The following is a 26,947-nucleotide window of genomic DNA, read 5'->3' as shown; positions in this document are numbered from 1 at the left end:
CCGATGACGAACCCGGCCGAGAGGCTCGTCGATCTGCTCGACCTGGAGCAGATCGAGGTCAACATCTTCCGCGGCCGCAGTCCGCAGGAGTCGCTGCAGAGGGTCTTCGGCGGCCAGGTGGCGGGCCAGGCGCTGGTCGCCGCCGGCCGCACCACGGAGCGCGACCGGCCGGTGCACTCGTTGCACGCGTACTTCCTGCGTCCGGGCCGTCCGGGCGTCCCGATCGTGTACCAGGTCGAACGGGTGAGGGACGGGCGGTCGTTCACCACACGCCGTGTCACCGCCGTGCAGCAGGGCCGCACGATCTTCAATCTGACCGCCTCCTTTCACAAGCCCGAGGAAGGGAGCTTCGAGCACCAGCTGCCGCCGGCCCGCGAGGTGCCGGACCCCGAGTCCCTGCCGACGGTGACGCAGGAGATCGAGGAGCATCTGGGCGCTCTGCCCGAAACGCTGGAGCGCATGGCGCGGCGGCAGCCGTTCGACATCCGCTATGTGGACCGGCTGCGCTGGACGCCCGAGGAGACCAAGGGCGCCGAGCCACGCAGCGCCGTTTGGATGCGCGCCGTCGGACCGCTGGGCGACGACCCGCTCGTGCACACCTGCGCCCTCACCTACGCGAGCGACATGACTCTCCTGGACGCTGTCCGCATCCCGGTGGAACCGCTCTGGGGGCCGCGCGGTTTCGACATGGCGTCGCTGGACCACGCCATGTGGTTCCACCGGCCGTTCCGCGCGGACGAGTGGTTCCTGTACGACCAGGAGTCGCCGATCGCGACGGGTGGCCGCGGTCTGGCCCGCGGGCGCATCTACGACCTCGAAGGACGCCTTCTCGTCTCGGTCGTGCAGGAGGGACTGTTCAGGGCGCTGTAGGAGGACTCCTGCGGACTCCTTCGGCGCAGCCACGTGAGCAGTCTCCGTGACCGCGCGGTCTCCCTCGGCATGAGCGGGAGGTCCGCGGTGGTGAGGCGTTCTCGGACAGCAGGCCGAGCATCGACCGGCGAGGTCCGGTCCGCCGACGGTGGGACCCCCGTCGGCGGACCGGCCGACGACGCAGGCATCGGGGCCGGAGCGGGGACGAGTGAGGCGTCCCTCGCCGGGCGCGCCGCGGGACGGTCTTCCCGGGCTTCCAGAACGCTCTGCGCCAGGTCCGCCCTCAGCCAGCCGATCTCGTCCGAGGCGTCCGCCGTCGTGATGCGTTCGGCGATCTGTGCACCGGGCGAGTCAGGCGCGGCTTGTGAAACAGGCCCGGGCCGAAGACGGTTGAGCTGCGCGCGCTCGTCGGGATCCTCGACGATCTCGGACACCTGGGCGGGGTCCAGCAGGGACGCCACCACCGCGGCACGGGCCCAGGGATCCTCCGTCTGCCTCAGCAGGAAACCCAGGTACCGGCCACGCCAGTTACGCGGACGAAGGTCCAGGCCGTCGTCCAGCTGATCCCGGAGGCCTTCGGGTGTCCGGCCGCTCATCATCAAGGCGTTCTGCGGGTCGCTCGCGAACTGCCGTAGTTCCTCGGCGAGGTAGAGCCAGACGACCACCCTGTAGCGGTTCAGGTAGAACTTGACCGGTACCACCAGTCCGAGGCGTGCGAGACGTGTGAACCGGGTGTTCGTGACGCCCATGAGAGCGGCGCCCTCAGTGGTGCCGACGGCCTTCACCCGCTCGCGCAGGGTCTCCGGGAAGCCGGCTTCGGCTCGCACCCGGTCGATCTCCGCACGTGTGACCCGGCGTCCCCCGCCTCCCTCGTCGGGAACCGAGCGCAGACAGCCGAGGTGCAGAGCGAGGTCGAACTCGCCTCGCTTGAGCTCCAGTTCCCGTGCAGCCCGGCTGAGCGAGAAGCTGGCGGACTGCGTGATGGTGGTGGTCCCGGACATGGCGGTCTCCCCTGTGCTGTGGGAGGCTCGCGCCGGTGTGCGCTCGCCTCGGGAAAAACCGTATCCGGCTTGCCGGACATCGTGGCGAGCCTGTGGAAAACCTCGGCCGCAGCGACGTATCAGCAGGTCAGAACTCTGAAGCGGGCTTGCCTTCCGGTTGTCGCGTGTCCACGCGAAGGTGCTCGCCGACTCGGTTCACCAGCAACGTCATCTCGTAGGCGACCTGGCCGATGTCCGCTTCCGCCCCGCTGATGACGGACAGGCAGCTGCCCGATCCGGCCGCGGTGACGAAGAGCACCGCCTCGTCGAACTCGACCATCGTCTGCCGTACCCGCCCGGCGCCGAAATGGCGGCCGGAGCCCTTGGCCAGGCTGTGCAGTCCCGACGACACCGCGGCGAGGTGTTCGGCGTCCTCGCGTCGCAGTCCTGTGCTCGCGCCCGTCACCAGCCCGTCGTTGGACAGCACCAGCGCGTGCCGAACGTGCTCGACGCGCTCGGTGAGGTCGTCCAGCAACCAGCCGAGTCCCGTGTTCTGCTCCATGATCCGGTCTCCCCGTGTGCTGTTCCCCCCTGGCCGGAGGATTCGACCAGCAAGCCTTCCCCACTGCCGCCGTCCGGGCAAGGCACGTGGATGGCATGGCAGAGAAGATGGCCGACGAGCAGGCGCGAGCCGTCGCGCCGAGAGGATGCCGGGGGGCGGGGGCCCTGGCGGAGGTTGCCTCAGCTGACGGATTCGAGCAGCCGGGCGGTGTGCACTCTTCCCGCGTACTCCACGAGCCGGATCAGCACCTCCTTCCCGGATTCGCGTTCGCGGGCGTCGCAGAGGACGACCGGCGTCCCCCGGTCGAGGTCGAGGGCGCGTGAGACGTCCTGGGCTCCGTGCGCGTGGGCGTCCGGGAAGCAGTTGACGGCCACCACGAAGGGAATCCGGCGGTTCTCGAAGTAGTCGACCGCAGGGAAGCAGTCCTCGAGCCGCCGGGTGTCGGCGAGGACGACAGCGCCCAGAGCACCCGTCGACAACTCGTCCCACATGAACCAGAAGCGGTCTTGACCTGGTGTTCCGAAGAGATAGAGCGAGAGGCCGGACCGGATGGTGATGCGTCCGAAGTCCATGGCCACAGTCGTGGTGATCTTCTGGCCCACATCGTCGGTGTCGTCGACCGGCCGCCCGGCCTCGCTCAGCAGTTCCTCGGTGCGCAGGGGCCGGATCTCGCTGACCGCGCCCACCAGGGTGGTCTTCCCGACACCGAACCCGCCGGCGACCAGTATCTTCAGCGCCAGGGTGGTCGGGTCGCCGCCCGTGGCGTCGGAGCTCTCGGAGACCATGGATCACTTCTCTCGGGTGTGCCGGCGACGGCCGGCATCAGTGTGTCGGTACGGGTGCGCGAAGCCAGCATCATGACAACTACGACTCCGTTGGGCGGAGTTGGACCGCACATTCCCCCTTACGACCGAAAACGCGCCCGTTCCGCGCCCGAGGGTGAGCACGAAGAGCCGTATGCGGACCGTTGTGGATCACCTAGAGTGCCCTCAGCCCCTCGATCACCTCGCGGAGAATTCGCTCGTCGGGCAGTTGGGCGGGCGGCACCGGCCGGCTGACGGCGACACAGTCGCGTTCCAGGAGGTCGCCCAGGAGCACCCTGACCACACCCACGGGAAGGCCGGTGTCCGCGGCCAGTTCGGCGACCGACAGGGGCTCGGCACGGCACAGTTCGATCAGGGTCCGGTGCTCCGGGCCGAGCGAGGTGTCCTCGTCGGCACCTGACGCCGCCCGGCCGAGCGCGACCAGCGCGATCAGATCGAGATGTGTCCCGGCCGGGCCGGATTTGGTGCGGCCGCCCGTCACGGCGTAGGGGCGGACAAGGGGGCCCGCCTCCTGGTCGTACCACTGGCTGCCCGGCCATGGCGGGGTGCCCAGCGCGTCCTCGGTCATCAGTGCAGGCCGCCCGGTCATCCCGCCGCGGGCGGCTGTGCGGCGACCCGGGGCGGGGCGTGCAGATGCTCGCCGACACGCTTGACCAGAAGCGCCATCTCGTAGGCCACAAGCCCGATGTCGGCGGTGACGGCGGTCAGGACGGCGAGGCACGAACCGTCCCCCGCCGCCGCCACGAACAGGAAGCCCTCGTCCATCTCCACCATCGTCTGGCGCACACCGCCCGCGCCGAAATGGCGGCCCGCTCCCTTGGCCAGGCTGTGGAATCCGGAGGCGACGGCGGCAAGGTGCTCGGCGTCCTCGCGCCGCAGGCCGGTGGACGCGCCCACGGCCAGCCCGTCGTTGGACAGCACCACGGCGTGCCGTACTTCGGTCACGCGCAGCACCATGTCGTCCAGCAGCCAGTCGAGTTCGCCTGACCGCTGGGCACCACCCTTGCTCTGCTCCTGGATCATGAGGGATCTCCTTCGCTGCTGTCGCTGCCCGCTTCCGGGATGGGGGTTGCGCCACTGCCGGGTGACCGGCCGCCGCCGCGTGTCCAGCCGGCCCGGTACGCGGCCATGCGCGCCCGTACGAGTTCGGGTGTGCGCTCGTCGTCCGCCGTGGACACCGGGGGTTCCGCCGGCTCCTCGGAGCGCTGTTCGCGCAGTTGGGGGGCGAGGTTCGTCTGGCGGACCCGGCGTGGAAGTTCACCTGAGCTCTCGGAGCCCTCCTCGGGACGGCGCGGACCGAGCGGTTCGGCACCCGAAGGCGCGGCCGCCGCCACGCCGTTCGCCGGGGGCCGTGTCCCAAGTGATCCGTTCGTCCGCTCATCGGAAGCCCTCGGTCGCGGTGGGACCAGCGCGGGCCGTTCGTCGACGGCCCGGACGGCGTCGCGCTGCGGGACGACCGGCACGCGCGCGTACTGCCGTTCCAGCGGCCCGTCCGTGTCGGCCTCGGGGAGGGAACGTTCCACCCGGCCTTCGTGCAGCAGAGCTGTGGGCAGGAGCACGACCGCGGTCGTGCCCCCGTAGGGCGACGTCTGGAGTTGCACCTTGATGCCGTGCCGGGCCGAGAGTCGGCTGATCACGAAGAGGCCCAGCCGATCGCTGTCGTACAGGTCGAGCGCCTCGGAGCGCTCGATGCGCAGGTTGGCCTCGGCGACCCGTTCCCTTCCCATGCCCAGACCCCGGTCCTCGATCTCGAGCGCGTAGCCGTTCGCGACCGGTTCCCCGGTGATCCGTACCCGGGTGTGCGGGGGCGAGAACTGGGCGGCGTTCTCGACGAGTTCCGCGAGGAGATGGGTCAGGTCGGCGACCCCTGCGCCGACCACGGCCGCCTCGGGGAGCTGCCGTACCTCCACGCGCGCGTAGTCCTCGACTTCGGAGACCGCCGCCCGGACCACGTTCGTGAGCGAGACGGGCCTTCGCCACGCCCGTCCGGGCGCGGCTCCGGAGAGGATGATGAGGCTCTCCGCGTGCCGTCGCATCCGCGTGGTGAGGTGGTCGAGCCGGAACAGGTCGCTCAGCTCGTCCGGGTCTTCGGACCGGCGCTCCATGGCGTCCAGGAGATTCAGCTGGCGGTGCACGAGTACCTGGCTGCGGCGAGCGAGATTCACGAACACTCCGGAGATGCCACCGGCGAGCTCCGCGCGCTCGATCGCGGCGCTCAGGGCGGCTCTGTGGACGGTGTTCAGCGCCTGGGCGACCTGCCCGGTCTCGTCCTCCGAGGACCGTCCGGGCGGGGCCTCGTCGTCCACGTCGACCGCCTCGCCCGCGCGCAGTCTGCGCATGGCTTCGGGGAGTTTCCGGCGGGCGATGTCCAGGGCGCTGTCGCGCAGTGCCACGAGTTCGACCACGAGGTCACGTCCGATGCGAACGGAGATGATCAGCGAGGCGATGACGGCGGCGAGGCCGAAGACCACCGCGGCGCCGGCAGGGGTGAGCAGGGCGTGCCCGAGCGGGTCGGCCGCGTCCGTGGCACCACGCCCCGCGTCGGCCTCGGCCGTAAGCATGCCGTCGCTGACCCGCTCGTGAGCGATGCTCCAGACGGCCTCCGGAGCGGCTTCGAGCGCCTTGGCGCCGGGGCGCGAGGCAAGGACCCTGTCCTCGACGGTGCGCACGTCGTCGTACGCGCTCCCCTCCATGAGGTCGTTCCAGGCGGTTCGTTCGGGCCCGCCGAGGTCCGGGGTCGAGGCCTCCGTCAGGGTGCGGCGGGTGTCCACGGCCCCGGTGAAGAGCCTGAGCCGCTCACCGTCGAGCGCCCCGGCGAGCCGTGCACCGCCGAGCACCGCGTCCTCCTGGGCGAGCGCCTCCCCCGCCCGGGAGAATTCGAGCAGGACACGCGCGTCGGTGCGCATGTCCGAGCCGGAGACGCCGGTGAGCGCTCCCTCGACACCGAAGGCCGTCGAAATGGTCCTGGTGTACTCGCCGTACGCCACTTCCCATCCGGTGCGGCGCTCCAGTACGCCGGTGCGCAGCGTCCGCAGCCGCTCCGCGTCGGCGACGAAGGCGGCGAGGCGACCTGCGACCCCGGCGGGCAGGTCCGCGCCGTCGGCGACGGTGTTGTGGTCCCCCAGGCGGAGCTTGGCCACGGCGCGGTCGGTGAGTCGTGCGAGGTCCGTGAAGTCGGTCGGCGACACCGTGGCGGGGTCGGTCGCGTAGCGGACGGCTTCCGTCCGTTCGGCCTGGAGCGCGGCGACCGCGGCGTCGACGGGGACGCGGACGGTCGAGTCCACGCGTTGCGACTGCCGCAGCCGCGCGACGTCCTGCGCGGTGCTCACGGTGGCGTAGGCCCACAGAGCGAGCAGGCTGACGATGGGCACCATGAGCAGGCTGACGATCTTCGCCCTGACGGTACGGGGCCGTACGCGCCACCCTCCCGCGCGCGTGGGTGCTCCTGGCGAAGGTCCGGCGGGGAGGTCGTCGACGTCCGCGCCCTCGTCGGCCGGCGGGCCCGCGTGCGCGCGACGGCCGCGCTGCGGAGACGGCGGCTGTGCGCCGGCTGTGGTGGTCCTGCGGGGTGTACGCATGGCCTCCTCGATCGGAGAGGTTCGGGGTGTGCCGTCCGGGCCGCGCGGCTCCGGGACCGGCGTCAGCGGGCGACACCCTCGGCCGGCTGCCGGGCCGACGCGGACGCTTCGGTCCGGCCGGACATCGGGGACAGCGCGACGAACGCGGCCGTCAGGAAGAGGTAGGACCCGAGTCCGACGGCGAGGGGGAAGATGAACTGCATCGCCGCGGCACCGGACAACGCGTCGCCGGAAGGCTTGACCCGTACGCTCACGGCCATCATTCCGGTGTAGTGCATGCTGCTCACCGCGCCGCCCATGACGAGGGAGGCGACGGCGACCGCCACGGGGGACCTGATGGCGAGCGCGGCCCACAGCGCGGCGGTCGCCGCGATCACGCCGATCACGACGGAGAGGGCGACGAGTGCCGGGTCGTAGCGCACCTGGCCGTGCAGCCGCAGCGCAGCCATCCCGAGGTAGTGCATGCTCGCGATGCCGAACCCGGCGGTGAGCCCGCCGAGGACGAGTGAGCGGCGCCGGTCACGGCCGTAGCCGACGGCGAAGAGGCCGGCGCCGACGACGCTCATCGCGACCAGCAGGCTGAAGATCGTCAGCGGCACGTTGTAGCGGATCTCCGTGCCGGTGACACCGAAGCCGAGCATCGCCACGAAGTGCATCGTCCAGATGCCCGTCCCGAACGCGGAGGCCGCCGTGAGAAGCCAGTTGCGGCGCGACCGTCCGGTGGCGTCGAGCCCGCGGACGGTGCAGCGCAGCCCCAGTGCGGAGCCCGTGCAGGCCATCGCGTACGACAGCACGGGGGTCAGCCAGCCGAACGCGGCGTGGTCCATATGTCCCATGACCCCGGGACGCTAGTGCGCGCTGGGGCGCACAACTGGGGCGCATTTCGAAAGCTGTTGCAAAGTGACGAAGAGGTGCACCCGAGCGATCGCGTCGGGCTCGAACGTGTGCACCGCGTCATCCTTCGTGTCGGTGAGAGATCATGCGGCACATGAGCGACGACCACACACACGTCCAGGAATTCTTCGGTGCCCGCGCCGCCGACTGGGACAGCCGCTTCCCCGACGACGGGCCCGCCTACGCGGCCGCGGTGGCGCTGATGCGGCTGCGCACGGGTGACCGCGTGCTCGACGCGGGCTGCGGCACCGGCCGCGCGCTGCCCCCACTGCGGGCTGCCGTCGGCGGCAACGGAGTGGTCGTCGGAGCCGATCTGACCCCGGCCATGCTGGAGGCCACCGTCCGTGCAGGACGGGATCGCGAGGGGCGACTCCTGCTCGCCGATGTCACGGCGCTGCCGCTGCGTACGGGGTCGCTGGACGCGGTGTTCGCGGCCGGGCTCGTCGCGCACCTGCCGAACCCGGCAGAGAATCTGGCCGAGTTGGCCCGGGTGGTACGACCCGGTGGCACGCTGGCCCTCTTCCACCCGATCGGCCGGGCGGCGCTCGCCGCCCGCCAGGGCCGCCAGATCACTCCGGACGACCTGCGCGCCGAGCACAACCTGCGCCCCCTGCTGGCCGGTTCGGAGTGGGACATGACCTCGTACGTGGACGAGGACGCCCGCTTCCTCGCGCTGGCCGTTCGCCGGGACTGACGGCCCGGCCGATCGGTGATCGGCCGTCAGGCCGTACCGGCGACGGCTGCCGCGAACGCGTCAGGGTTGTCGAACATGATGTTGTGTCCGGCACCCGGCACGGTCACGACACGGACCCCTGACGCCTTCAGGCCTTCCGCGCCCGGCAGTTCGCCGCTGAGCTCGCCCTGGAGGTAGACGCGCTCCACGCCCAGTCCGACGAGCATCCGGCGCATCGTCGGGGTGGTGCCGCGGAGAAGTCCTGTCGCCGAGCGGTGCAGGGCGCGTGGATCGGCTAGGCGCATGGTCGCGGCCCAGGGGTGGCCGACCTTTTCGAGCACGCGCGCGTGACCGCCGTTCTCGACGTAGTCGTCCTCCTCGTACGAGGCGATGCCACTGCTGCCCGCGGTGACCGGAGGGTGCGGATCGAGGTTGGCCTCAACGAGGACGAGCCGTGACACGAGGTCGGGGTGGTGATGGGCGAGCACGATGGCGACGGAGCCGCCCATGCTGTGCGCGACGAGTTCCGCCCCGGTCACCCGGGCCGTCTCCAGGACTGCCGCCAGCGCCGTGGCGTGGTCCTCCAGGGTGTAGCCGAAGTCTGCGGGCCGGTCGCTGACGCCGTGGCCCGGCAGGTCGACGAACAGGGTGCGGCGGCCCGCCAGTTCGGGTCGGGCCGCGATGTGGGCGTTGTAGACCGTCGAGGCCGAACCCAGACCGTGGACGTACACGCGCGCGGGTCCACCGCCCGCCGCCTCCGTCCAGCGGATCATGCTCCCCCTGCCGTCGAACTCCACCTGCCGCACAGCGCTCTCCCTCGTTTGTCGTTCATTCGTTTCCCAGCCCGAAGAGAATACATCGGTTCCGATGTATGGATGAAACGATGTACAGCGTCGATACGACAGAATGAGGTCATGCTGGAGCTGGCCATCCTGGGATTTCTGTCCGACGCCCCGTTGCACGGCTACGAGCTGCGCAAGCGCATCACCGCGCTGACGGGTCATGTGAAGCCGGTGGCGGAGAGCACGCTCTATCCCGCGATCAAGCGCCTGGAGAACGCACGGCTGCTGGAACGGGCCACACAGCCCGGCTCGGTGGCCGCCCCCCGGCACGTCCTGACGCTCACCGAGGAGGGCGGGCACGAACTGCGCCGCAGGCTCGCGGAACCGTCGAGGCGGGACATCACGGACGAGAACCGCTGGTTCGCCGTGCTCGCCTTCCTCAAGCATCTCGAGGACCCCCGCGCGCAGGCCGCGGTGCTGCGCCGCAGGCTCGCCTTCCTGGAGGAGCCCGCGAGCTTCTTCTACGACGGCGACCGACCGCTGCGGGCCGAGGAACTCGACGACCCCTTCCGGCGCGGCATCCTCACCATCGCCCGGGCCACCAGTGAGGCCGAACTGACCTGGCTGCGGACCACCCTCGACGCCCTCGAGGCGGCCGACCGCTGATACGGAGTTCCCGCTTCACCCGACCGCCCCTCTTCTGCCGCCGCGACTCCATCTCTACGTTGAGTAGCGGCAACCTGACGATCAGCGATCACGCAGGGGACGGTGACCGGATGTCCGGCATATTGGGCAGGCTCCGCTCGATCGGACGCAGGACCACGGCCGAACCCCCCGAGGGATCACCGCGGAAGACGATCCAGGAGGAGAGAAAGCGCACATACAACCTGTTCGAAGCGGCCGCCGTGTACGTGGCCGCGTGCGCGGAGGACGACCAGGACCAGATCGACGAGGCAGCCGCCTGGGTATCGCCGGAGGCACTGTCCTTCGGAGTGAACGAACTCGCCTGCCGGGCAGTTGTCGCCCTCGCCCGGGAACGGGACGAGTCGCCGCAGGCGGTCGCCCGTACCCTGCTCGGACTGCCCGCGGCCTGACCGGGCGGGCCCGTGAGGGCGTTTCGCCCCTGTCCAGCCGGATAGCAGCAGCTCCGCACGGGTTTCGGGCCCGTGACAAGCGCCTTCCCGTCGCTTAGGGTGCGCCGACAGATGGAGCGATCAGGAGGCTGCAATGGCCGGGACGGACGAAGACGCCGTCGCCACCGGGGACGACGACGCGCTGTATGTGCTGACGGCGGTACTGCTGACGCCGGCGAAGTTCCCCAGCGTGCTCGGTGACGACTACCCGGAGGCCTGTGCGGCGCTCGACCTCGCGCCTCTCGCGGACGGGTACGGGCTGGTGCTCGGCCAGGACGGTGAGGGAGCGCGCTGGACCGTCGTCATCGACGACGTCTCCCTGGTCGCGGTCGCCATCGCGTCCTGGGACTGCGGGATGGAGCACGAGCTGTCGCCGGACGAGCGGACGGTCGTCGCCGCGCTGCCCGGCTGGCCGCTCGAGGTCGCCGTCTCGGCTCCGGGGGTGCCCGCACCGCACGATCCGCCGGCCGAGCTCACGGAGCAGCCTCCGCTCAGCCCGCCGGACACGACCGCCTGGGGACCGGCGCAGCGACGCCTCGGCGCGGACGAGATCGCGCTCCAGTGGGCGACGTGGCGCGAGCAGATCGACGAGGGCGAGTTCGCGCCCACGGAAGGCGCCGAGGCCGCCGAGGGCAGCTCTGGCGACTCCGAGGACTCACAGGGCGAGGACGAGAAGGAGGGCAAGGACCAGAAGGCCGTGAACCGTGCCGCCATCCGCCGCGTTCTTGCCGAGGTCCGCTCGTACATGGACACACCGCCCCCACTGGGCCGTGTCCGCTCGTCCTTCGCCACCAGTGAGGCTCGTACCCTGCGCGCCGACGGCCCCGGCTGGTCACTGGTCGCCAGGACCGACGACATCGCGTTCGTCCTGCTCGACGACGAACCCGGCGAGGTCCTGCCCGTCGGTCGCGGGCCGGAGCTGCCCGGCCTCCTGGAGGCCTTGGACAAGATGGCGGTCCGCCCCAGCTGAGTGACCGCGTCACACGGAATCCCGGTGACGCGGTCCTCGACCGGTGCCCTGCGTCAGTTCGACCCTTCCCTCCGGCTTTCACGGGCCACCGTGACCGGAGGGAAGGCCGACGGACGGACGGCCGTCGGGCGATCCCTCCTCAGCGGCCGAGCTCCTTGCGGGTGACACGGCGCAGCCTGCGCCGCTGCGAGGGGTCCAGCGCCAGATACGCGACCGCCGGAACTCCCAGCACGATCAGGAAGGCGGCCCACCAGGGCAGCCAGATCCACAGAATCAGGCCGACCGCCACACCTCCTGCGGCGATCTTCGCGTTCTTCGACATGTGTCGCCTCCTCCGCGGCTGCTGCCGCTCTCTCTCCTGAGAACGGGTCCCCGCGTCCCACGGTTCCGGACCGCGACCCTGATACCTCCCTGACCCATACCCCCTACTCAACCCTGAGAGCGCCTCGGGCGACCTCGCGCGCCGGACCGGGCGCCGAACCTGGACACGGACCCAGGACACGGGACACGGAATACAGGGCGCGGGACAGAGGGCAACCGAGCCCGCGGAGCCGACGATGACGAGCCGCCAGCGCTCCTCTTCACAGTCGAGGGGGACCCGATGATTGGTCGACGCGCCGCGTTCACCCTCACGTCGCAAGCCGTTCCGCGTCAGGGCCAACTCTGGCCGCTGTCAACGAACTTGTGACTCAGGAGGCCTGATGTCCGCGCATGTCGCCGGCAAGCACCACATCCCCCGGTCCGTCGCCCTGGGCGTGCCGCTCGCCATGCTGGCCGCCTTCGTGACGGCCGGCACCGCGGACGCGACGTCCGGACCCGCGCAGCCGCGGGTGACGCACACCGCCACGCTCGGAGACATCCCGCTCGGCGCGTTCAGCAACGCGCTGCTGCCCGGGACGGTGGACAACGACCGGGGTGTCGATCTCGGTGGCATCGGCAGCGACATCTACCCGACCGGGCGCAAGGGCGAGTTCTGGACCATCACCGACCGAGGCCCCAACGGCCAGATCAAGGTGGACGGCAAGAAGCGCCGGACGTTCCCGGTTCCGGGCTTCGACCCGGCGATCGTGAAAATCCGGGTGTGCGGTGACACCGTGAAGGTCATCGACTCGATCCCGGTCACCACATCGTCGGGGAAGCCTGTCACCGGGCTTTCCAACCAGGCGGGGCGCGACGAGGCGCCGTACTCCTACGACGCCCGGACCCCCCTCGCCTACAACGCGAACGGCCTGGACACCGAGGGCATAGTGCGGGCGAAGGACGGCTCGTTCTGGCTCGTCGACGAGTACAGCCCGTCGCTGGTCCACGTCTCCGCGCGCGGGAAGGTCCTCACGCGCTACGTTCCCAAGGGTCTCAACCTGACCGGCGCGGACTACCCGGTCGTCGAGGCACTGCCTGCCGTTCTGCTCCACCGCAAGACCAACCGCGGTCTCGAAGGGCTCGCCCAGCTGCCCGACGGTGATCTGGTGATGGCGCTCCAGAGCCCGCTCTCCCTGCCCGACGCGGACGCGGGCGACGCGTCGCGCAACACGCGGCTGTTGCGCTTCTCGCCCAGGAAGCACGCCGTGACCGCCGAGTACGCGTACCGATTCGACCCGGTGAACGTGGTCGACCCGAGCCAGGACGACACGTCCGAGCTGAAGATCTCCTCCGTGGTGGCCGTCGGCGGTGACCGGCTGCTCGTCGAGGAGCGCACCGACAAGGCGGCCCGTCTCCAGTCGGTACGGCTCACACGGGACGCCGACATTCTCGGCGGCCCGTGGGACAGCGACACGACGTCGCCCTCGCTGGAGCAGCTGGACGACCCGGCGTCGGCCGGGGTTCCGGTGCTCGCGAAGCGCCTGGTCGTCGACCTGGGTACCGTCGCGGGAGTCCCCGGCAAGATCGAGGGCGTGGCGCGTGTGGACCACGACACTCTCGCCGTCATCAACGACAACGACTTCGGGATGACCGACGGGGCGGGCGCCTTCGACGCGCAGGGGCGGCTCGTGGACAGCGGTATCGAGACGACCGTCGCCTACGTGCGACTGCCGCGCGGGCTCTGATACCGGAACCCGTTCAGCGCGGTACGCGTGCGTGGCCGACGGAAAGCGGCCACGCACGCGTACCGTTCATTTCAGCGGCCCCGTGAGCTTGTGGGTGCCCTTGCCGACGTCCGCGGCCAGGCTGCACGCGACCTTGTCGATGCCGGTCCCATAGGTCCCGGTGTCCGGGTACTGCACGAGAGTGCCGCGCACCGTACCGGCGGCCTGCGCGGCGGCCTTTCGCTCCAGGGGAGCCTCGCACAGGGTGGACGCGGCCTTCTTGAGGGCCGCTTCCGTCGTGTACGTGCCGTTGAGTTCGGAGACCTTCACGACCTCGGCGTCGTGCGGCTGGGTGCACTTGCGTCTGGCGGCCTGTCCGGGCTGGGCATCGTCCGTGTTGAAACAATCGCCCTTCCGGAGTATGTAGTAGGGCACCTCGTCGTCGGCGAGGGACGGGAAGAGCGATCGCAGGTCGCTGGGGACCAGACCGGTGGGCAGCTCCGAGGGAAGCGACGGCACGACACTGGGCAGGCCCGAGGGAAGCGACGGCAGCTCGGTCGGGAGACTCAACGAGGGACTCTGCGACCGTCCGGTGCTCTCGGTGGGGGACTTCTTGTTCTTGCCGCCGCCACCCGTGGTGGCCACGACCACGGCGACGATGACGGCGACACCGACGATCACTGCGACGACGAGGAGCAGGCTGTTGCGCCGACGCCCTCCGCGGTTACCGCCGGGCCCGTCCGGCGGTCCGGGCGGCGGTCCGGGCGGCGGTCCGGGCGGCGGAGGCGGCGGCCATCCACCGCCGCTCTGCCCTGGAGGAAGGCCGCCCCCTCGCGCCGGCGAACCGTAGTCCCCGGAAGGAAGGCCGTCGCCCTCCGCCGAAGAGCCGAAGCCGCTCGGCGGAGGTCCGTAAGGTCCCGAGGACGGAGGGCCGTAACCCCCCGAGGGCGGAGGACCGTAACCCCCCGAGGGCGGAGGACCGTAGCCCTCCGAGGACGGGGACCCGTAGCCGCCCGAGGACGGAGGACCGTAACCCCCGGATGACGGCGGGCCGTAGCCCGCCGAACCCGGGCCTTGAGCATCGCCCCCGAGACGGGGTGTTTCTACCTGCGCCCCTGGGGGTTGAGGTGGTTCCGGCGGTATGGCCATACCGCCAAGAGTCGCCTCGAATCAGGTCATCGTGCGACCCCTGTGCGGAAGTTGATACGGACTCATGCCATGGATCGCATGATTCCGGGAAGTTTCACACGAGATCAGCCATCGCGGTGGCGGCGACGGGCCGGACCCGCCGGAGGGCGGGTCCGTTCCCTCGGAGCCGTGCGGTCAGCCGCGAGCGCCCAGGAGGTGGTCCATCGCCAGCTGGTCCAGCTGCTCGAAGGCCATGCCACGTGCGGCCGCCGCCTCGACGTCGAAGTCCTCGAAGGCGGCGCGGTCGGCGAGCAGCCCCGCGATACCGTCCTCGGCGGTGGGCTGCGCCAGCTCGTGCAGACGCGAGGCGCGCAGTGCCGCCTGAACCTCGGGATCGGCCCGGAACGCCGCAGCGCGCTCGCGCAGGATCAGGTAGTTGCGCATACAGCCCTCCGCCGACGCCCACACGCCGTCGAAGTCCTCGGTACGCGGCGGCTTGAAGTCGAAGTGCTTCGGACCCGCGTATCCGGCGCTCTCCAGGAGGTCGACGAGCCAGAACGCGGCCCGCAGGTCGCCCGCGCCGAAGCGCAGGTCCTGGTCGTACTTGATGCCGGACTGGCCGTTGAGGTCGATGTGGAAGAGCTTGCCCGCCCACAGTGCCTGCGCGATGCCGTGCGCGAAGTTGAGTCCGGCCATCTGCTCGTGGCCGACCTCCGGGTTGACTCCGTACAGCTCCGGGCGCTCCAGGCGCTCGATGAAGGCGAGGGCGTGGCCGACCGTGGGGAGCAGGATGTCGCCGCGGGGCTCGTTCGGCTTGGGCTCGATCGCGAACTTCAGGTCGTAGCCCTGCGAGGTCACGTACTCGCCGAGGAGGTCGAAGGCCTCCTTCATGCGGTCGAGGGCGACGCGTACGTCCTTGGCCGCTCCGGACTCCGCTCCCTCGCGTCCGCCCCAGGCGACGTATGTCTCGGCGCCGAGCTCGACCGCGAGGTCGACGTTGCGGATGGTCTTGCGCAGTGCGTAGCGGCGCACGTCGCGGTCGTTCGAGGTGAACGCGCCGTCCTTGAAGACGGGGTGCGTGAAGAGGTTGGTGGTGGCCATCGGCACCTTGAGGCCGGTGGCGTCCAGGGTCTGCCTGAACCGCTTGATGTGCGACTCGCGCTCGCTGTCGGACGATCCGAAGGGGATCAGGTCGTCGTCGTGGAAGGTCACTCCGTAGGCGCCGAGCTCGGCCAGGCGCTGGACGGATTCGACCGGGTCCAGGGCGCGCCGGGTGGCGTCGCCGAACGGGTCCCTTCCCTGCCAGCCGACGGTCCACAGGCCGAAGGTGAACCTGTCCTCGGGGGTGGGCTGGTAGTTCATGCCGCGGCTCCTTGCTAGCTCCGACTATTTCGTCATGGCGGTTTACAAATTAGTATGCGAACGCATCTCTGGGAAGAGACGAAGTAGGAAACCTGGTCACATCGGTCCGGGGACGCATCGCGGAACCCGGGCCGAGGCGGTCCGTACACCCCAATGACCAGCACAGATCCCGCGGAGCCGCGGAAGAGGGAGAGTCCGATGTCAGCAGCCGAGGGTCCACTCGTCGTCGGGGTGGACTCGTCCACCCAGTCCACCAAGGCACTGGTCGTGGACGCGTCGACCGGACAGGTGGTGGCGAGCGGACAGGCGCCGCACACCGTCTCCACCGGAGCGGGGCGCGAGAGCGACCCCCGGCAGTGGTGGGACGCGCTCTGCGAAGCGCTGCGCCAGTGCGGTGACGCCGCACACGAAGCGGCGGCGGTGTCGGTGGGCGGGCAGCAGCACGGGCTCGTGACGCTCGACGCCCACGGCGAACCCGTACGGCCCGCCCTCCTGTGGAACGACGTGCGGTCGGCGCCGCAGGCCCGTCGGCTGGTCGAGGAGCTCGGCGGCCCGAAGGCCTGGGCCGAGCGGACCGGCAGCGTGCCGGCCGCCTCATTCACGGCCACGAAGTGGGCCTGGCTGGCCGAGCACGAGCCGGACGCCGTGCGGGCGACGGCGGCCGTCCGGCTGCCCCACGACTACCTCACCGAACGACTCACCGGGCAGGGCACGACCGACCGCGGCGACGCCTCGGGCACCGGGTGGTGGGCCTCCGGGAGCGAGGCGTACGACGAGGAGGTGCTGGCGCACATCGGTCTCGACCCCGCGCTGCTCCCCCGCGTCGTCCGGCCCGGCGAGGTGGCCGGGACGGTGCACGCACGGGGTGAGCTGCCGTTCTCCAGGGGCACCCTGGTCGCGGCCGGAACAGGTGACAACGCGGCCGCCGCGCTCGGGCTCGGGCTGCGCCCCGGCACCCCTGTGGTGAGCCTGGGCACCTCGGGGACCGTGTACGCAGTCTCGACGCACCGCACGGTCGACCCGACCGGCACGGTGGCAGGATTCGCGGACGCGCGCGGCGACTGGCTTCCGCTGGCCTGCACGTTGAACTGCACGCTGGCCGTCGACCGGTTCGCCGCCCTGCTCGGGCTCGACCGCGAGGCCGTCGAGCCCGGATCCTCGGTGACGTTCCTCCCGTATCTGGACGGCGAGCGCACACCGAACCTGCCGCATGCCTCGGGGCTGCTGCACGGGCTCCGCCACGACACGTCGGGGGGCCAACTGCTCCAGGCCGCGTACGACGGCGCCGTGTACTCCCTGCTCGGCGCCCTCGATCTCGTACTGGACGCGGACGCGGACCGTTCGACGCCGTTGTTGCTGATCGGCGGCGGGGCGCGGGGCAAGGCCTGGCAGCAGACCGTTCGCCGTCTCTCGGGCCGGCCCGTGCAGGTGCCCGAGGCCAGGGAACTGGTCGCGCTGGGCGCCGCCGCCCAGGCGGCGGGCCTCCTGACGGGCGAGGACCCGGCGGCGGTGGCCAGGCGCTGGGGCACCGCTCGCGGGCCGGTGCTCGATGCCGTGGAGCGGGACGAACAGACGCTCGCGCGGATCAGCGAGGTACTCTCCGACGCGGCCCCGCTGCTCGAACGGGCGCCGAACAGGAACTGACCTTGACCAGGTGTGCTGCCCCGGTTCTCACCGAGTGGCACCGCGTCCCGCGTGAGCGGTGCCGGCCGGGACGGCCCGGTGGGCCCGCTCGCCGTGGGGCCGCCACGGTGGGACGGGCACCGAGACAGGCCGACGGGACGGCCGGACGAGGATCGACGGAAGCATGACAGCACCGCTGCACGAGGCCCATCCGAGCGGTTCCGGCCAACGGCTGCCGGACACGCAGCAGGGCATGCGCCGTCGCAACCTCTCCCGGGTCATGCACACCGTCAGCGACGAGGGACCGTTGTCGCGTGCCGCCGTCGCCTCCCACATCGGTCTGACCCGGGCGGCCGTGTCCACGCTGGTCGACGAACTGATCCGCACGGGGCTTCTCGAGGAACTGGGGCCCGAGCGGCCTGGCCGAGTGGGGAGGCCCGGCTCGGCGCTCGCCGTCAGCGGGCACGGCCCCGCCGGGATCGGCGCGGAGGTGGGCGTCGACCATCTCGCGGTGTGCGCGGTCGATCTCCGGGGCGCCGTGCGGGCCCGCGCCGTACGCCACGGCACGAACCGCGGTCGGCCGGCCGGGCCCGTGATCGAGGAGCTGACGGCCCTGATACGCCAGGTCGTGTCGGAGGCCGAACGGGAAGGGCTGTGGCCCGCCGGCCTCGCCGTCGCCGTCCCCGGACTCGTGGCACGCGACGCCCGGACGGTGGTCCGGGCCCCGAACCTCGACTGGCACGACACGGACCTCGGTGAGCTGCTGCCCGCCGAGTGGCCCCTGACCGTGGACAACGAGGCGAACTTCGGCGGTCTGGCGGAACTCTGGCTCGGTGAGACGACCCCGCGTGATTTCCTGCACGTGTCCGCGGAGATCGGTATCGGTGCCGCGGTGCTGGTGGACGGGCGGCTGCTGCGCGGGACCCGTGGTTTCGCGGGCGAACTGGGCCATGTTCCCGTGCGTCCGGAGGGGCCGGAGTGCCCGTGCGGCGGACGCGGGTGCCTCGAGCAGTATGCGGGCGAGGAAGCCGTTCTGCGTGCCGCCGGTCTCGAATCGGGCGAGGACCGGGTCGGGCTGCTGTCCCGGCGCGCCGCCGACGGCGATCCGGACGTACACCGCGCCCTGCGCGATGCCGGCACCGCCCTCGGGATCGCCCTGACCGGGGCGGTCAACCTGCTGGACCCGGAGACAGTCGTGCTCGGCGGGGCCCTCGCCGGGCTCGCGCCCTGGCTGCTCCCCTCGCTGGAGGGCGAGTTGGCGCGGCGGACGGCGGGTCCTGCCTGCCCGGTGTCCGTCTCCCGCCTGGGATCCGAGGGGCCGCTGCTCGGTGCGGCGCATTCGGTCGTACGCGCAGTGCTCGACGACCCGGCGGCGGTGGCGGTGGCGGGGCGGTCGTAGGCGGAACGCCTGACGTCTCCTGGGCGCAGCCCCGGACATGCGTCGAGCGCGCAGCCCCAGACGAACGTCGGGTGGAACGGCCTGACGTGCGCCGCCAAGACCTGCGTGACGGACCTCGCCGTGCACCGCCGGGACGGGTCGGTGCTCGGGCATCGTCCGAAAAGCCTGCTCGCTTCAGACGTCGCCGGTTGCTCCGGCGTGACAGGCCGATGGCCAGGCATCCCAAGGAGGCCGTCCCCCTCACGGACCGGGCATCCCACGGCGGACGTTCCCCTCAGAGACAAGGCATCCCTCGGCGGATGCCCCCCTCACGGACCTCCCCGGCCGCTCCGTCGTGACACATCGATGGCCGGGCACCGCACCGAGGGCATTCCCCCTTGCGGGTGATCGTGTTGTCCACAATCCGGGGGCCGTCCACGGACTCGCGCCTGGCTCTTCCTGCCCAACCGGCAAGCGCCGTACCGTAATTCACGCGAGGCGCAGCCGTTCTGCCGATGGCTGTGTTCCGGTCGGATCGGGGGTTCAGGTGATGTCGGAGGAGGCGGTTCCGGGTCTTCGGCGTGAGGCGATCGGCCTGCGCGAGGTCCTGTTCCAGAGCATCACGGCGATGGCGCCGGCAGCGGCGGTCGCCGCGTCGATCCCGTCGGGAGCGGCGTTCGCGGGCGGCAGTCTGCCGCTGTCCGTGCTGATCGCCCTGGTGGCCTGTCTGTTCACCGCGTCGTGCGTGGCCGAGCTGGCACGCGAGATGCCCGCCGCCGGGTCGGTGGCCACGTACTCGGCGCAGGGGCTGCATCCGTCCGTCGGATTCCTCGTGGGCTGGGCTTATGTGTTCGTCGAGGCCCTGGTGCCACCACTGCTCCTCCTTCAGCTCGGATTCACCACGGCGGGCACACTGCACCAGGAATGGTCCTCGTACCCGGACGATCTCTGGTGGCCCTGGTCGCTCGCGGGCGCGGTGGTCATCGCGGTGGCCGGCTACTGGGGCGTACGCGCCTCGGCGAGGTTCGGTACCGTCCTCGGCGTCTTCGAGGTGCTGGTCTTCCTGGTCTTCGCGGTGTGGCTGATCGTCAGAGCCGGCGGGAACAACACACTGTCGGTGTTCGGCACTTCCCACACGGCCGCGGGCTACGACGGCATCGGCGGCGTCTTCGCGGGATCGGTGTACACCGTGCTCGCCTTCGCCGGGTTCGAGGCGGCCGCCCCGCTCGCGGAGGAGACCAAGGATCCGCGCCGCACGATGCACCGGGCCGTACTCGGCGCGGCCCTCGCCATCGGTCTCGTCTACGTCCTGACGACGTACGCCATGTCGGTGTACTTCGGTCCGGACCGGTTCGCGGGATTCGGGGCCTCCGGTGCGTCCTCGTGGGAGGGAGTGGCACGGGCTTCGTTCGGACTGTTCTGGGTGCTCGTGTTCCTCGCGGTGGTCAACTCCACGATCGCCAACGCCAACGCGTGCGCCACCGTCTCCACCAGAACAGCCTTCGCCCTGGCCCGGATTCGGGTCCTCCCCGCGCTCTTCGCGCGCGTGCACCCGAGACACCGCTCCCCCGCGGCCGGGGTGGCCGTGCAGTGCGCCGTGGCCGTGGCGGTCATGCTGGGACTCGGTCTCTCGTACGACCCTGTGACCGCGTTCCTCCTCCTCGCAACAGTGATCGTCACCGTGGTGATCGGTGTGTACATCGCGGTCGATCTCGCCTGTGCGGGCTACTTCCTGCGCCGCAGGCGCGAGTTGTTCAACCCCGTTCGGCATCTGGTGTTCCCGCTGCTCGGGATCGTCGCGTTCGTTCCCGCGCTGCTGACGGCGGCGGGCCTGCCGGTCTTCGACTTCGTGACCGAGCTGACGTCTCCCGTGTCGTACGCCGGGCCGGTCGTGGGTGTCTGGATGTCGGCCGGCGTCGTGATATTGATCTTTCTGCTGCGCCGCCACCCGGAGCGCATAGCCGAGACCGCCCGTGTCCACCTCGACGAGACCTCGACCCCCGCCCCTTCACAGAGCGGAGCCGTGCAGCCATGAGCGACCCCCGGATCCTGACCGTGCGCCCCACGCCCGGCGAGTTCGCCTGGACGTTCGGCGGCGCGCCACCCGTGGCACGCATCGCGCCGGGCACGGTGCTCGATCTCTACACCGAGGACTGCTTCGCCGGACGGGTGCGGTCCGAGAAGGACTTGGTTTCCGAGGTCTGCGAGTTCCCGTTCCTCAATCCGCAGACCGGCCCCTTCCATGTGGAGGGAGCGGAGCCGGGTGACACGGTCGCGGTCCACTTCGTCTCGATCGAACCGGCCCGCGACTGGGCGGCGTCCACGACGGTTCCGCTCTTCGGCGCGCTGACCTCCACACACACCACAGCGTCCCTTCAGCCGCCGCTGCCGGAGACGGTGTGGATCTGGCAGCTCGACCGGGACCGGCGGACCGCGCTGTTCAGCGCGCGGGACAGCGACATCCGGATCGAACTGCCGATGGATCCGATGCACGGCACCGTGGGTGTCGCGCCGGCGAACCTGGAGGTGCGCTCCGCGCTGGTGCCCGACGCGCACGGCGGGAACATGGACACGCCGGAGATGCGCGCCGGAGTGACCTGCTATCTGGGGGTGAATGTCGAAGGCGCCCTGCTCAGCCTGGGCGACGGGCACGCCCGTCAGGGGGAGGGCGAGACCTGCGGAGTCGCCGTCGAGTGTGCGATGAACACGGTGGTGATCGTCGAACTCCTCAAGGGAGTCGTCACTCCCTGGCCGCGCATCGAGTCCGACACCCACATCATCTCGACCGGCTCGGCGCGCCCTCTGGAGGACGCCTTCCGGATATCCCAGCTCGACCTCGTGCAGTGGCTGGTGCGGGACTACGGGTTCAGCGAGTTGGACGCGTACCAGTTCGCGACGCAGACGGTCGAGTCTCCCGTCGCGAACGTCTGCGACACCAACTACACGTGCGTCGCCAAGCTGCGCAAGGAATGGCTGCCCGCGCGTGAGACCCATCGCGGACTTCACGCCCGCCTGCGCGAGACGGCCGCGGCGTTCCGGCACTGATCGCGCGGCCCACGCGCGACAGGGATTCGGACCGGTGCCCCGTTTCCGACACACGCCCCGAACTGCCCGGTTACGGGCTGCGGATCCACGGCCCCAACCCCCACCTACGAAAGGCCAACTCTCCATGGAGCGAGCACGGTCGTTCCCGAGCCGCCGGCGGCTGCTCAAGGGCGCAGCCCTCGCGGCCCTGCCCTACGCATTGCTCCCCGATGTCAAGGCGGCCGCGCAGCCGGCCGCCGTCGACTACCCGGGCGCCGACTGGTATCCGGCAACCAGCTCCAACTACACGGCCTCCGACCGCCCCTACAGCTACGAACTCGACTACGTGGTCATCCACGTCACCCAGGCCACATATGCCACGACCCTGTCCATCTTCCAGAATCCGCAGAAGAAGGTGTCCGCGCACTATCTCGTGCGCTCGGCCGACGGCCATGTCACCCAGTGTGTGAGGGAGCGCGACGTCGCCTGGCACGCGGGGAACTGGGACTACAACACCAGAAGCATCGGCATCGAGCACGAGGGCTGGGTGGACCGGCCCGCCTACTTCACCGACGCGCTCTACGAGGAGTCGGCCAGGCTCACCGCCGCGATCTGCGACCAGTACGGGATCCCCAAGGACCGCGCCCACATCCTCGGTCACTACGAGGTGCCTGGCACCGACCACACCGATCCCGGGCCGAACTGGGACTGGACGCGCTACATCAGACTCGTCAACTTCGCCTGAACAGGGGCGCTCTCGTGGCACCGGGTGGGCACGCCGCGAGGCACCCGGCGGAAGGAGAGCGTCACACGGGTTGTCCAGGCCCGCACCGGGAGTGACGATGGGACCCAGTCGCATCGCCTTCCGGGAGGCCGAGTTGACCGATCCTTGGGTGGCCCTGGAACCGGGGACCGATCCCGCCGAGCGGGGTCGGCTGCTGCGCCGCGCGTACGAGTCGTTCACCGAGGCCGGCACGGTGCCGCGGCCGGTGCGTGCCGTGGTGGCGGAATCGTGGCGGCGGTCGGCGCGGGCCGGAGTCGTTCCGGAGGGCACCGCGAGGGTGGAACTCATGGACGGGGAGCTCGGTTCCTACCGGGCGGAGCATCCGCTCGCGCGGGTGATGCCGCTGTTCCGGGAACTCATGGGGACGTTCGCGGCGGACGGGGAGCATCTTCTGGCCGTGTGCGACGCGCAGGGCAGGCTCCTGTGGGTCGAGGGCCATCCGGGAACACGGCGGCAGGCCGGACGGATGAACTTCGTGCCGGGCGCGCGGTGGTCGGAGTCGGCGGTCGGAACCAACGCGCCGGGCACGGCGGTCGCCGTCGACCGTCCGGTGCAGGTGTTCGCGGCCGAGCACTTCATCCGGCGGGTGCAGCCCTGGACGTGCGCGGCGGCCCCCGTGCACGATCCGCGCACCGGACGGGTGCTCGGCGCGGTGGACATCACCGGCGGGGACGGGCTCGCGCATCCGCACAGCCTCGGCTTCGTACAGGCGGTGGCACGGGCCGCGGAGGCTCAGTTGGCGCTGCTCGCACCGCCGCGTGCCCTGGCCGACTCCCTCGAGCTGACCGCCCTCGGACGCGACGAGGCCCAACTGGTAGCGGACGGGCGGAAGATCAGACTGAGCCGCAGGCACAGCGAGATCCTCGTGCTGCTGGCCCGGCATCCCGAAGGTCTGACGGGCGACGAGTTGCAGTGCGCGCTGTACGAGGACGAGTCGGTGACTCCGGTGACGCTGCGGGCCGAGCTGGCGCGGCTGCGCAGGATCCTCGGCCCGGGGCTGCTGGGTTCGCGTCCCTACCGGCTGACCCGGCCGGTCGAGTCCGATGCGGCGGTTGTGGAGCGGCGGCTCGGTACCGGCGCTGTGACGGCGGCCGCGGCGGTGTACGCGGGCCCGCTGCTGCCGGGTTCGACGGCACCGGCGGTGGCACGGCTGCGGCGCAGGCTCGCCGACGGGCTGCGGACGGCGATCATCGCGCGGCGGGACCCCGATCTGCTGGCGGACTGGGCCCGTGCGCCCTGGGGCGAGGACGATCTCGACGTCTGGCGGGCGTTGTCCGCGCTTCGCCCGGCGGCGGCCGTGCACGCGCGGGTGGCGGAGCTGGAGTCCGAACAGGGGGCGCCGGCCGGATGGGCGCACTCCGCACGCGACGTCCGGGTGCGCCCGCGGCCGCGCTGACGTCATGGGGCGCGGTCCCGTCTGCGCGGCGGGGCCGGGGTCGCGGGACCGGAGTTGCGGGGCGGGGCGGCACCGGGGCGGGGCGGAGTTGGGGTTGCGGGACTGGAGTTGCAGGGCGGCAGTATGCGAGGCAGCCGTAGCCGGGCGGCGATTCGCGAGGTGCCACGGTGATCGCGGGGCCGCGCAACGTCGTTGCAACGTCCGGGTTCCTAGCCTCGCGGCGAGAGCTGCCCGACGGCGGGCAGCGCTTCTCCGGGAGGCAACCAGCATGACCCGTTACGCGGCGCCCGGCAGCGAAGGCGCGATCGTCTCCTACCAGGCGCGTTACGACCACTTCATCGGCGGGGAGTACGTGGCGCCGGCTCGCGGGCAGTACTTCGAGAACCCGAGCCCGTTGAACGGGCAGCCGTTCACGGAGGTCGCGCGAGGGACCGCCGAGGACGTGGAGCGCGCGCTGGACGCGGCACACGCGGCGGCACCCGCGTGGGGGCGTACCTCGGTGGGCGCGCGTGCCGACATCCTGCTCAAGATCGCCGACCGGATGGAGGCGAACCTGGAGAAGCTGGCGGTCGCGGAGACCTGGGAGAACGGCAAGCCGGTCCGCGAGACGCTGGCGGCCGACATCCCCCTCGCGATCGACCACTTCCGGTATTTCGCGGGGGCGATCCGCGCTCAGGAAGGTTCGCTCAGCGAGGTCGACGACGACACCGTCGCGTACCACTTCCACGAGCCGCTGGGTGTGGTCGCGCAGATCATCCCGTGGAACTTCCCCATCCTGATGGCGGTGTGGAAGCTCGCTCCGGCGCTGGCGGCGGGCAACGCGGTCGTCATCAAACCGGCCGAACAGACGCCGGCGTCCATCCACTACTGGATGAGCCTGATCGCGGATCTGATCCCGCCGGGCGTGGTGAACATCGTCAACGGCTTCGGCGTGGAGGCGGGCAAGCCCCTGGCCTCCAGCGCGCGGGTGGCGAAGGTCGCGTTCACGGGTGAGACCACCACGGGGCGGCTGATCATGCAGTACGCCTCGGAGAACATCAAGCCGGTGACGCTGGAGCTGGGCGGGAAGTCCCCGAACATCTTCTTCGACGACGTGTGGGCGCAGAACGACGACTTCCGCGACAAGGCCCTCGAAGGCTTCACGATGTTCGCGCTCAACCAGGGCGAGGTGTGCACGTGCCCCTCGCGCGCCCTCGTCCAGCGCGGCCACTACGGCGAGTTCATGGAGGCGGCGGTCGCCCGCACCGAGCTCATCAAGCCCGGCAACCCGCTCGACACGGACACGATGATCGGCGCCCAGGCGTCCAACGACCAGCTGGAGAAGATCCTCTCCTATCTGGACATCGGCCGGCAGGAGGGCGCCAGGATCCTCACCGGCGGGGAACGCATCGAGCACGACGGGGAGTTGAAGGGCGGCTACTACGTCCAGCCGACGATCTTCGAGGGCGACAACCGGATGCGGATCTTCCAGGAGGAGATCTTCGGCCCGGTCGTCTCGGTGACGTCCTTCGACGACTTCGACGACGCCATCAAGATCGCGAACGACACGCTGTACGGACTCGGCGCCGGCGTGTGGACGCGGGACGTCAACACCGCCTACAGGGCGGGGCGTTCCATCCAGGCCGGCCGCGTCTGGACGAACTGCTACCACGCGTATCCGGCACATGCCGCATTCGGCGGATACAAGCAGTCCGGCATCGGCCGCGAGAACCACAAGATGATGCTGGAGCACTACCAGCAGACGAAGAACCTCCTGGTGAGCTACTCACCCAAGAAGCTGGGCTTCTTCTAGGCACAGCCGCGACGGCCGGGCCGTCTTCTGGGACGGGAGAAGGGCGTCCGACAGGCAAGTTGCCCGTCAGGCGCCCTTCGCGCCACGCCGGCGCACGGCCTCCGACCGACGGGGACGCGCGGCACGGCACGGCAGGGCACCGCACGGCACCGCACGGCAGGGCACCGCACGGCACCGCACCGCGCCCGACCGTCGCTCCAACGGGTCCACCGGCATCGCATGTTGGAACGTGGCAACCGCCCGGGGCGAGCGGGTCACACCTCGTACGTCGGAGGTGGTCAACGCCTCCTACGCGTCCGGCACTTCCCGGATCACGGCGAAGAGTGCCCGGTCCGTGGGCAGACCGCCGGCGTCGAAGGCGCGGTGCCGGCCGAGGTGTTCGACTCGCCCTCCGGCGCAGGTCTTCTCCAGGTACTCCGTGAGCCAGGCATCAGGCGTCGGCACCATGCGCGGCAGTCCGAACGACTCGGGCATCTCGTCCTCGCCGCTGTCGAAGAACATCACCTTGCCGGTCCGGTCCCAGAGCCCGCGAAGCAGATCCGTGGCGGTGTCGAGACCCAGCTCCCGCACCAGGTGATGCCACAGCGACAGCAGGAGGGTGCAGTCGGTCGCCGGCAGAAGGCCGAGCGTGTCAGGACGGAACTCGAGGCTCATCACGGCCACGTTGTCCAGCTGGTTCCGTCGCACCGCCGTCATCGCCGTCCGGACACATTTCGGATCCGACTCCAACGCGACCGAGGCTGTCCCGCGTTGGGCCAGCTTGATCGGGAAGTAGCCGACGTTGGCGCCCACATCCAGCGCGCTCTCCACCCCGAGCCGCTCGACAACCGGTTCCATCGCCGCCCATCGCGAACCGGTACCGACGGACCGCTTGGCCCTTCGCACGCGAATGCCCGGGACCGGCTGGTAGATGCCGTCGGGCAGCGCGTCGAGCTTGAGGCGAACCAGGTCGATCCCGTCGTCGAGCAGGCGACGCGCGTCGCGCATCATTCGAAGCGAGGGAAATCGCTGGTGGAGGCGCACCATGCGCGTGGAGGTCTGAGTTCCGGCCAACTGGTCCACGGCTACCTCTGTCGACTGACGATATTCGGTCGATTGCATTGTCACGCCAGCAGCAATATACCTTTTATATTGATATTGCACAATTTGGCATTAGAGGGGAAAATCGAA

At 70.7% G+C, this 26,947-nt stretch carries 25 protein-coding genes; 13 read left to right on the top strand and 12 right to left on the bottom strand.

The window, feature by feature from the left end:
- Positions 1 to 3 precede the first annotated feature (3 nt).
- Positions 4 to 870, top strand: coding sequence for an acyl-CoA thioesterase II (locus ABZV42_RS13155; RefSeq protein ID WP_355977247.1), 867 nt, complete (start codon positions 4 to 6; stop codon positions 868 to 870).
- Here the strand turns inward: ABZV42_RS13155 and ABZV42_RS13150 are convergent.
- The 7 genes from ABZV42_RS13150 to ABZV42_RS13120 form a co-directional block, all read right to left on the bottom strand.
- On the bottom strand, positions 807 to 1,871 hold the full coding sequence (locus ABZV42_RS13150; protein WP_356051902.1) for a DUF6397 family protein: 1,065 nt from the start codon (positions 1,869 to 1,871) through the stop codon (positions 807 to 809). The two genes, ABZV42_RS13155 and ABZV42_RS13150, sit on opposite strands and share 64 nt — an antisense overlap.
- 127 nt (positions 1,872 to 1,998) lie before the next feature.
- Positions 1,999 to 2,412: a roadblock/LC7 domain-containing protein gene (locus ABZV42_RS13145; protein ID WP_355977241.1), complete on the bottom strand. Its 414-nt coding sequence runs from the start codon at positions 2,410 to 2,412 to the stop codon at positions 1,999 to 2,001.
- Between the two features lie 179 nt (positions 2,413 to 2,591).
- Positions 2,592 to 3,197: an ATP/GTP-binding protein gene (locus tag ABZV42_RS13140; protein ID WP_356051900.1), complete on the bottom strand. Its 606-nt coding sequence runs from the start codon at positions 3,195 to 3,197 to the stop codon at positions 2,592 to 2,594.
- 193 nt (positions 3,198 to 3,390) lie between these two features.
- Entirely contained in the window at positions 3,391 to 3,804 is a 414-nt protein-coding gene (locus ABZV42_RS13135) for a DUF742 domain-containing protein (protein WP_355977236.1), read from the bottom strand.
- Between the two features lie 17 nt (positions 3,805 to 3,821).
- The gene (locus ABZV42_RS13130) at positions 3,822 to 4,259 is read right to left on the bottom strand and encodes a roadblock/LC7 domain-containing protein (RefSeq protein WP_356051898.1); all 438 of its coding nucleotides are present in this window, start codon (positions 4,257 to 4,259) and stop codon (positions 3,822 to 3,824) included.
- A complete protein-coding gene (locus tag ABZV42_RS13125; RefSeq protein WP_356051897.1) occupies positions 4,256 to 6,814 on the bottom strand; it encodes a nitrate- and nitrite sensing domain-containing protein in 2,559 nt (852 codons plus the stop codon). Before ABZV42_RS13125 ends, ABZV42_RS13130 begins: the two co-directional genes overlap by 4 nt.
- A gap of 62 nt (positions 6,815 to 6,876) precedes the next feature.
- Positions 6,877 to 7,650: an MHYT domain-containing protein gene (locus ABZV42_RS13120; protein WP_355977228.1), complete on the bottom strand. Its 774-nt coding sequence runs from the start codon at positions 7,648 to 7,650 to the stop codon at positions 6,877 to 6,879.
- Between the two features lie 152 nt (positions 7,651 to 7,802).
- On the opposite strand from ABZV42_RS13120, the gene ABZV42_RS13115 reads away from it, so the two are divergent.
- Positions 7,803 to 8,402, top strand: a complete 600-nt coding sequence (locus ABZV42_RS13115; RefSeq protein WP_355977225.1) for a class I SAM-dependent methyltransferase — start codon at positions 7,803 to 7,805, stop codon at positions 8,400 to 8,402.
- Between the two features lie 26 nt (positions 8,403 to 8,428).
- On the opposite strand, the gene ABZV42_RS13110 is transcribed toward ABZV42_RS13115, so the two are convergent.
- Complete coding sequence (locus ABZV42_RS13110) at positions 8,429 to 9,187, bottom strand: alpha/beta hydrolase (protein WP_355977222.1); 759 nt, start codon at positions 9,185 to 9,187, stop codon at positions 8,429 to 8,431.
- Positions 9,188 to 9,295: 108 nt separating this feature from the next.
- On the opposite strand from ABZV42_RS13110, the gene ABZV42_RS13105 reads away from it, so the two are divergent.
- The 3 genes from ABZV42_RS13105 to ABZV42_RS13095 all read left to right on the top strand — a co-directional run bounded on the left by ABZV42_RS13105 (position 9,296) and on the right by ABZV42_RS13095 (position 11,266).
- A complete protein-coding gene (locus ABZV42_RS13105; protein WP_355977219.1) occupies positions 9,296 to 9,829 on the top strand; it encodes a PadR family transcriptional regulator in 534 nt (177 codons plus the stop codon).
- A gap of 110 nt (positions 9,830 to 9,939) precedes the next feature.
- A complete protein-coding gene (locus ABZV42_RS13100) occupies positions 9,940 to 10,257 on the top strand; it encodes a hypothetical protein (RefSeq protein WP_355977216.1) in 318 nt (105 codons plus the stop codon).
- A 133-nt stretch (positions 10,258 to 10,390) separates the two neighbouring features.
- Positions 10,391 to 11,266: a hypothetical protein gene (locus ABZV42_RS13095; protein ID WP_356051895.1), complete on the top strand. Its 876-nt coding sequence runs from the start codon at positions 10,391 to 10,393 to the stop codon at positions 11,264 to 11,266.
- Positions 11,267 to 11,405: 139 nt separating this feature from the next.
- Here the strand turns inward: ABZV42_RS13095 and ABZV42_RS13090 are convergent, their stop codons facing one another.
- A complete protein-coding gene (locus tag ABZV42_RS13090) occupies positions 11,406 to 11,588 on the bottom strand; it encodes a hypothetical protein (protein ID WP_355977210.1) in 183 nt (60 codons plus the stop codon).
- Positions 11,589 to 11,967: 379 nt separating this feature from the next.
- Here ABZV42_RS13090 and ABZV42_RS13085 point away from each other — a divergent pair, with 379 nt between their 5' ends.
- The gene (locus ABZV42_RS13085) at positions 11,968 to 13,311 is read left to right on the top strand and encodes an esterase-like activity of phytase family protein (RefSeq protein ID WP_356051893.1); all 1,344 of its coding nucleotides are present in this window, start codon (positions 11,968 to 11,970) and stop codon (positions 13,309 to 13,311) included.
- 66 nt (positions 13,312 to 13,377) lie between these two features.
- Here ABZV42_RS13085 and ABZV42_RS13080 read toward each other — a convergent pair whose 3' ends face one another.
- Positions 13,378 to 13,971: a hypothetical protein gene (locus tag ABZV42_RS13080; protein ID WP_356051891.1), complete on the bottom strand. Its 594-nt coding sequence runs from the start codon at positions 13,969 to 13,971 to the stop codon at positions 13,378 to 13,380.
- Positions 13,972 to 14,613: 642 nt separating this feature from the next.
- Positions 14,614 to 15,780, bottom strand: coding sequence for a xylose isomerase (gene xylA / locus ABZV42_RS13075; RefSeq protein WP_355977202.1), 1,167 nt, complete (start codon positions 15,778 to 15,780; stop codon positions 14,614 to 14,616).
- A gap of 198 nt (positions 15,781 to 15,978) precedes the next feature.
- On the opposite strand from xylA, the gene xylB reads away from it, so the two are divergent.
- From xylB to adh, 7 genes are all read left to right on the top strand, one after another.
- Complete coding sequence (xylB, locus tag ABZV42_RS13070; RefSeq protein WP_356051889.1) at positions 15,979 to 17,424, top strand: xylulokinase; 1,446 nt, start codon at positions 15,979 to 15,981, stop codon at positions 17,422 to 17,424.
- Between the two features lie 163 nt (positions 17,425 to 17,587).
- On the top strand, positions 17,588 to 18,802 hold the full coding sequence (locus tag ABZV42_RS13065; protein WP_356051887.1) for an ROK family transcriptional regulator: 1,215 nt from the start codon (positions 17,588 to 17,590) through the stop codon (positions 18,800 to 18,802).
- A 529-nt stretch (positions 18,803 to 19,331) separates the two neighbouring features.
- Positions 19,332 to 20,816: an APC family permease gene (locus ABZV42_RS13060; RefSeq protein ID WP_356051885.1), complete on the top strand. Its 1,485-nt coding sequence runs from the start codon at positions 19,332 to 19,334 to the stop codon at positions 20,814 to 20,816.
- A complete protein-coding gene (locus ABZV42_RS13055) occupies positions 20,813 to 21,826 on the top strand; it encodes an acetamidase/formamidase family protein (RefSeq protein WP_355977192.1) in 1,014 nt (337 codons plus the stop codon). The genes ABZV42_RS13060 and ABZV42_RS13055 overlap by 4 nt, the downstream gene beginning before the upstream one ends.
- A 124-nt stretch (positions 21,827 to 21,950) precedes the next feature.
- The gene (locus ABZV42_RS13050) at positions 21,951 to 22,550 is read left to right on the top strand and encodes an N-acetylmuramoyl-L-alanine amidase (RefSeq protein WP_355977190.1); all 600 of its coding nucleotides are present in this window, start codon (positions 21,951 to 21,953) and stop codon (positions 22,548 to 22,550) included.
- Positions 22,551 to 22,647: 97 nt separating this feature from the next.
- Entirely contained in the window at positions 22,648 to 23,985 is a 1,338-nt protein-coding gene (locus ABZV42_RS13045; protein WP_356051883.1) for a GAF domain-containing protein, read from the top strand.
- 268 nt (positions 23,986 to 24,253) lie between these two features.
- Positions 24,254 to 25,777, top strand: coding sequence for an aldehyde dehydrogenase (gene adh / locus ABZV42_RS13040; RefSeq protein WP_355977184.1), 1,524 nt, complete (start codon positions 24,254 to 24,256; stop codon positions 25,775 to 25,777).
- Between the two features lie 288 nt (positions 25,778 to 26,065).
- Here the strand turns inward: adh and ABZV42_RS13035 are convergent, their stop codons facing one another.
- Positions 26,066 to 26,920, bottom strand: a complete 855-nt coding sequence (locus tag ABZV42_RS13035) for a hypothetical protein (RefSeq protein ID WP_355977181.1) — start codon at positions 26,918 to 26,920, stop codon at positions 26,066 to 26,068.
- Between the last annotated feature and the right edge of the window lie 27 nt (positions 26,921 to 26,947).

The sequence above is a fragment of the Streptomyces sp. NPDC005281 genome (assembly GCF_040607495.1).
Taxonomy (GTDB): Bacteria; Actinomycetota; Actinomycetes; order Streptomycetales; family Streptomycetaceae; genus Streptomyces.
Note: the sequence above shows the minus strand (reverse complement) of the source record. Positions and strands in the feature narration are given on the sequence as shown.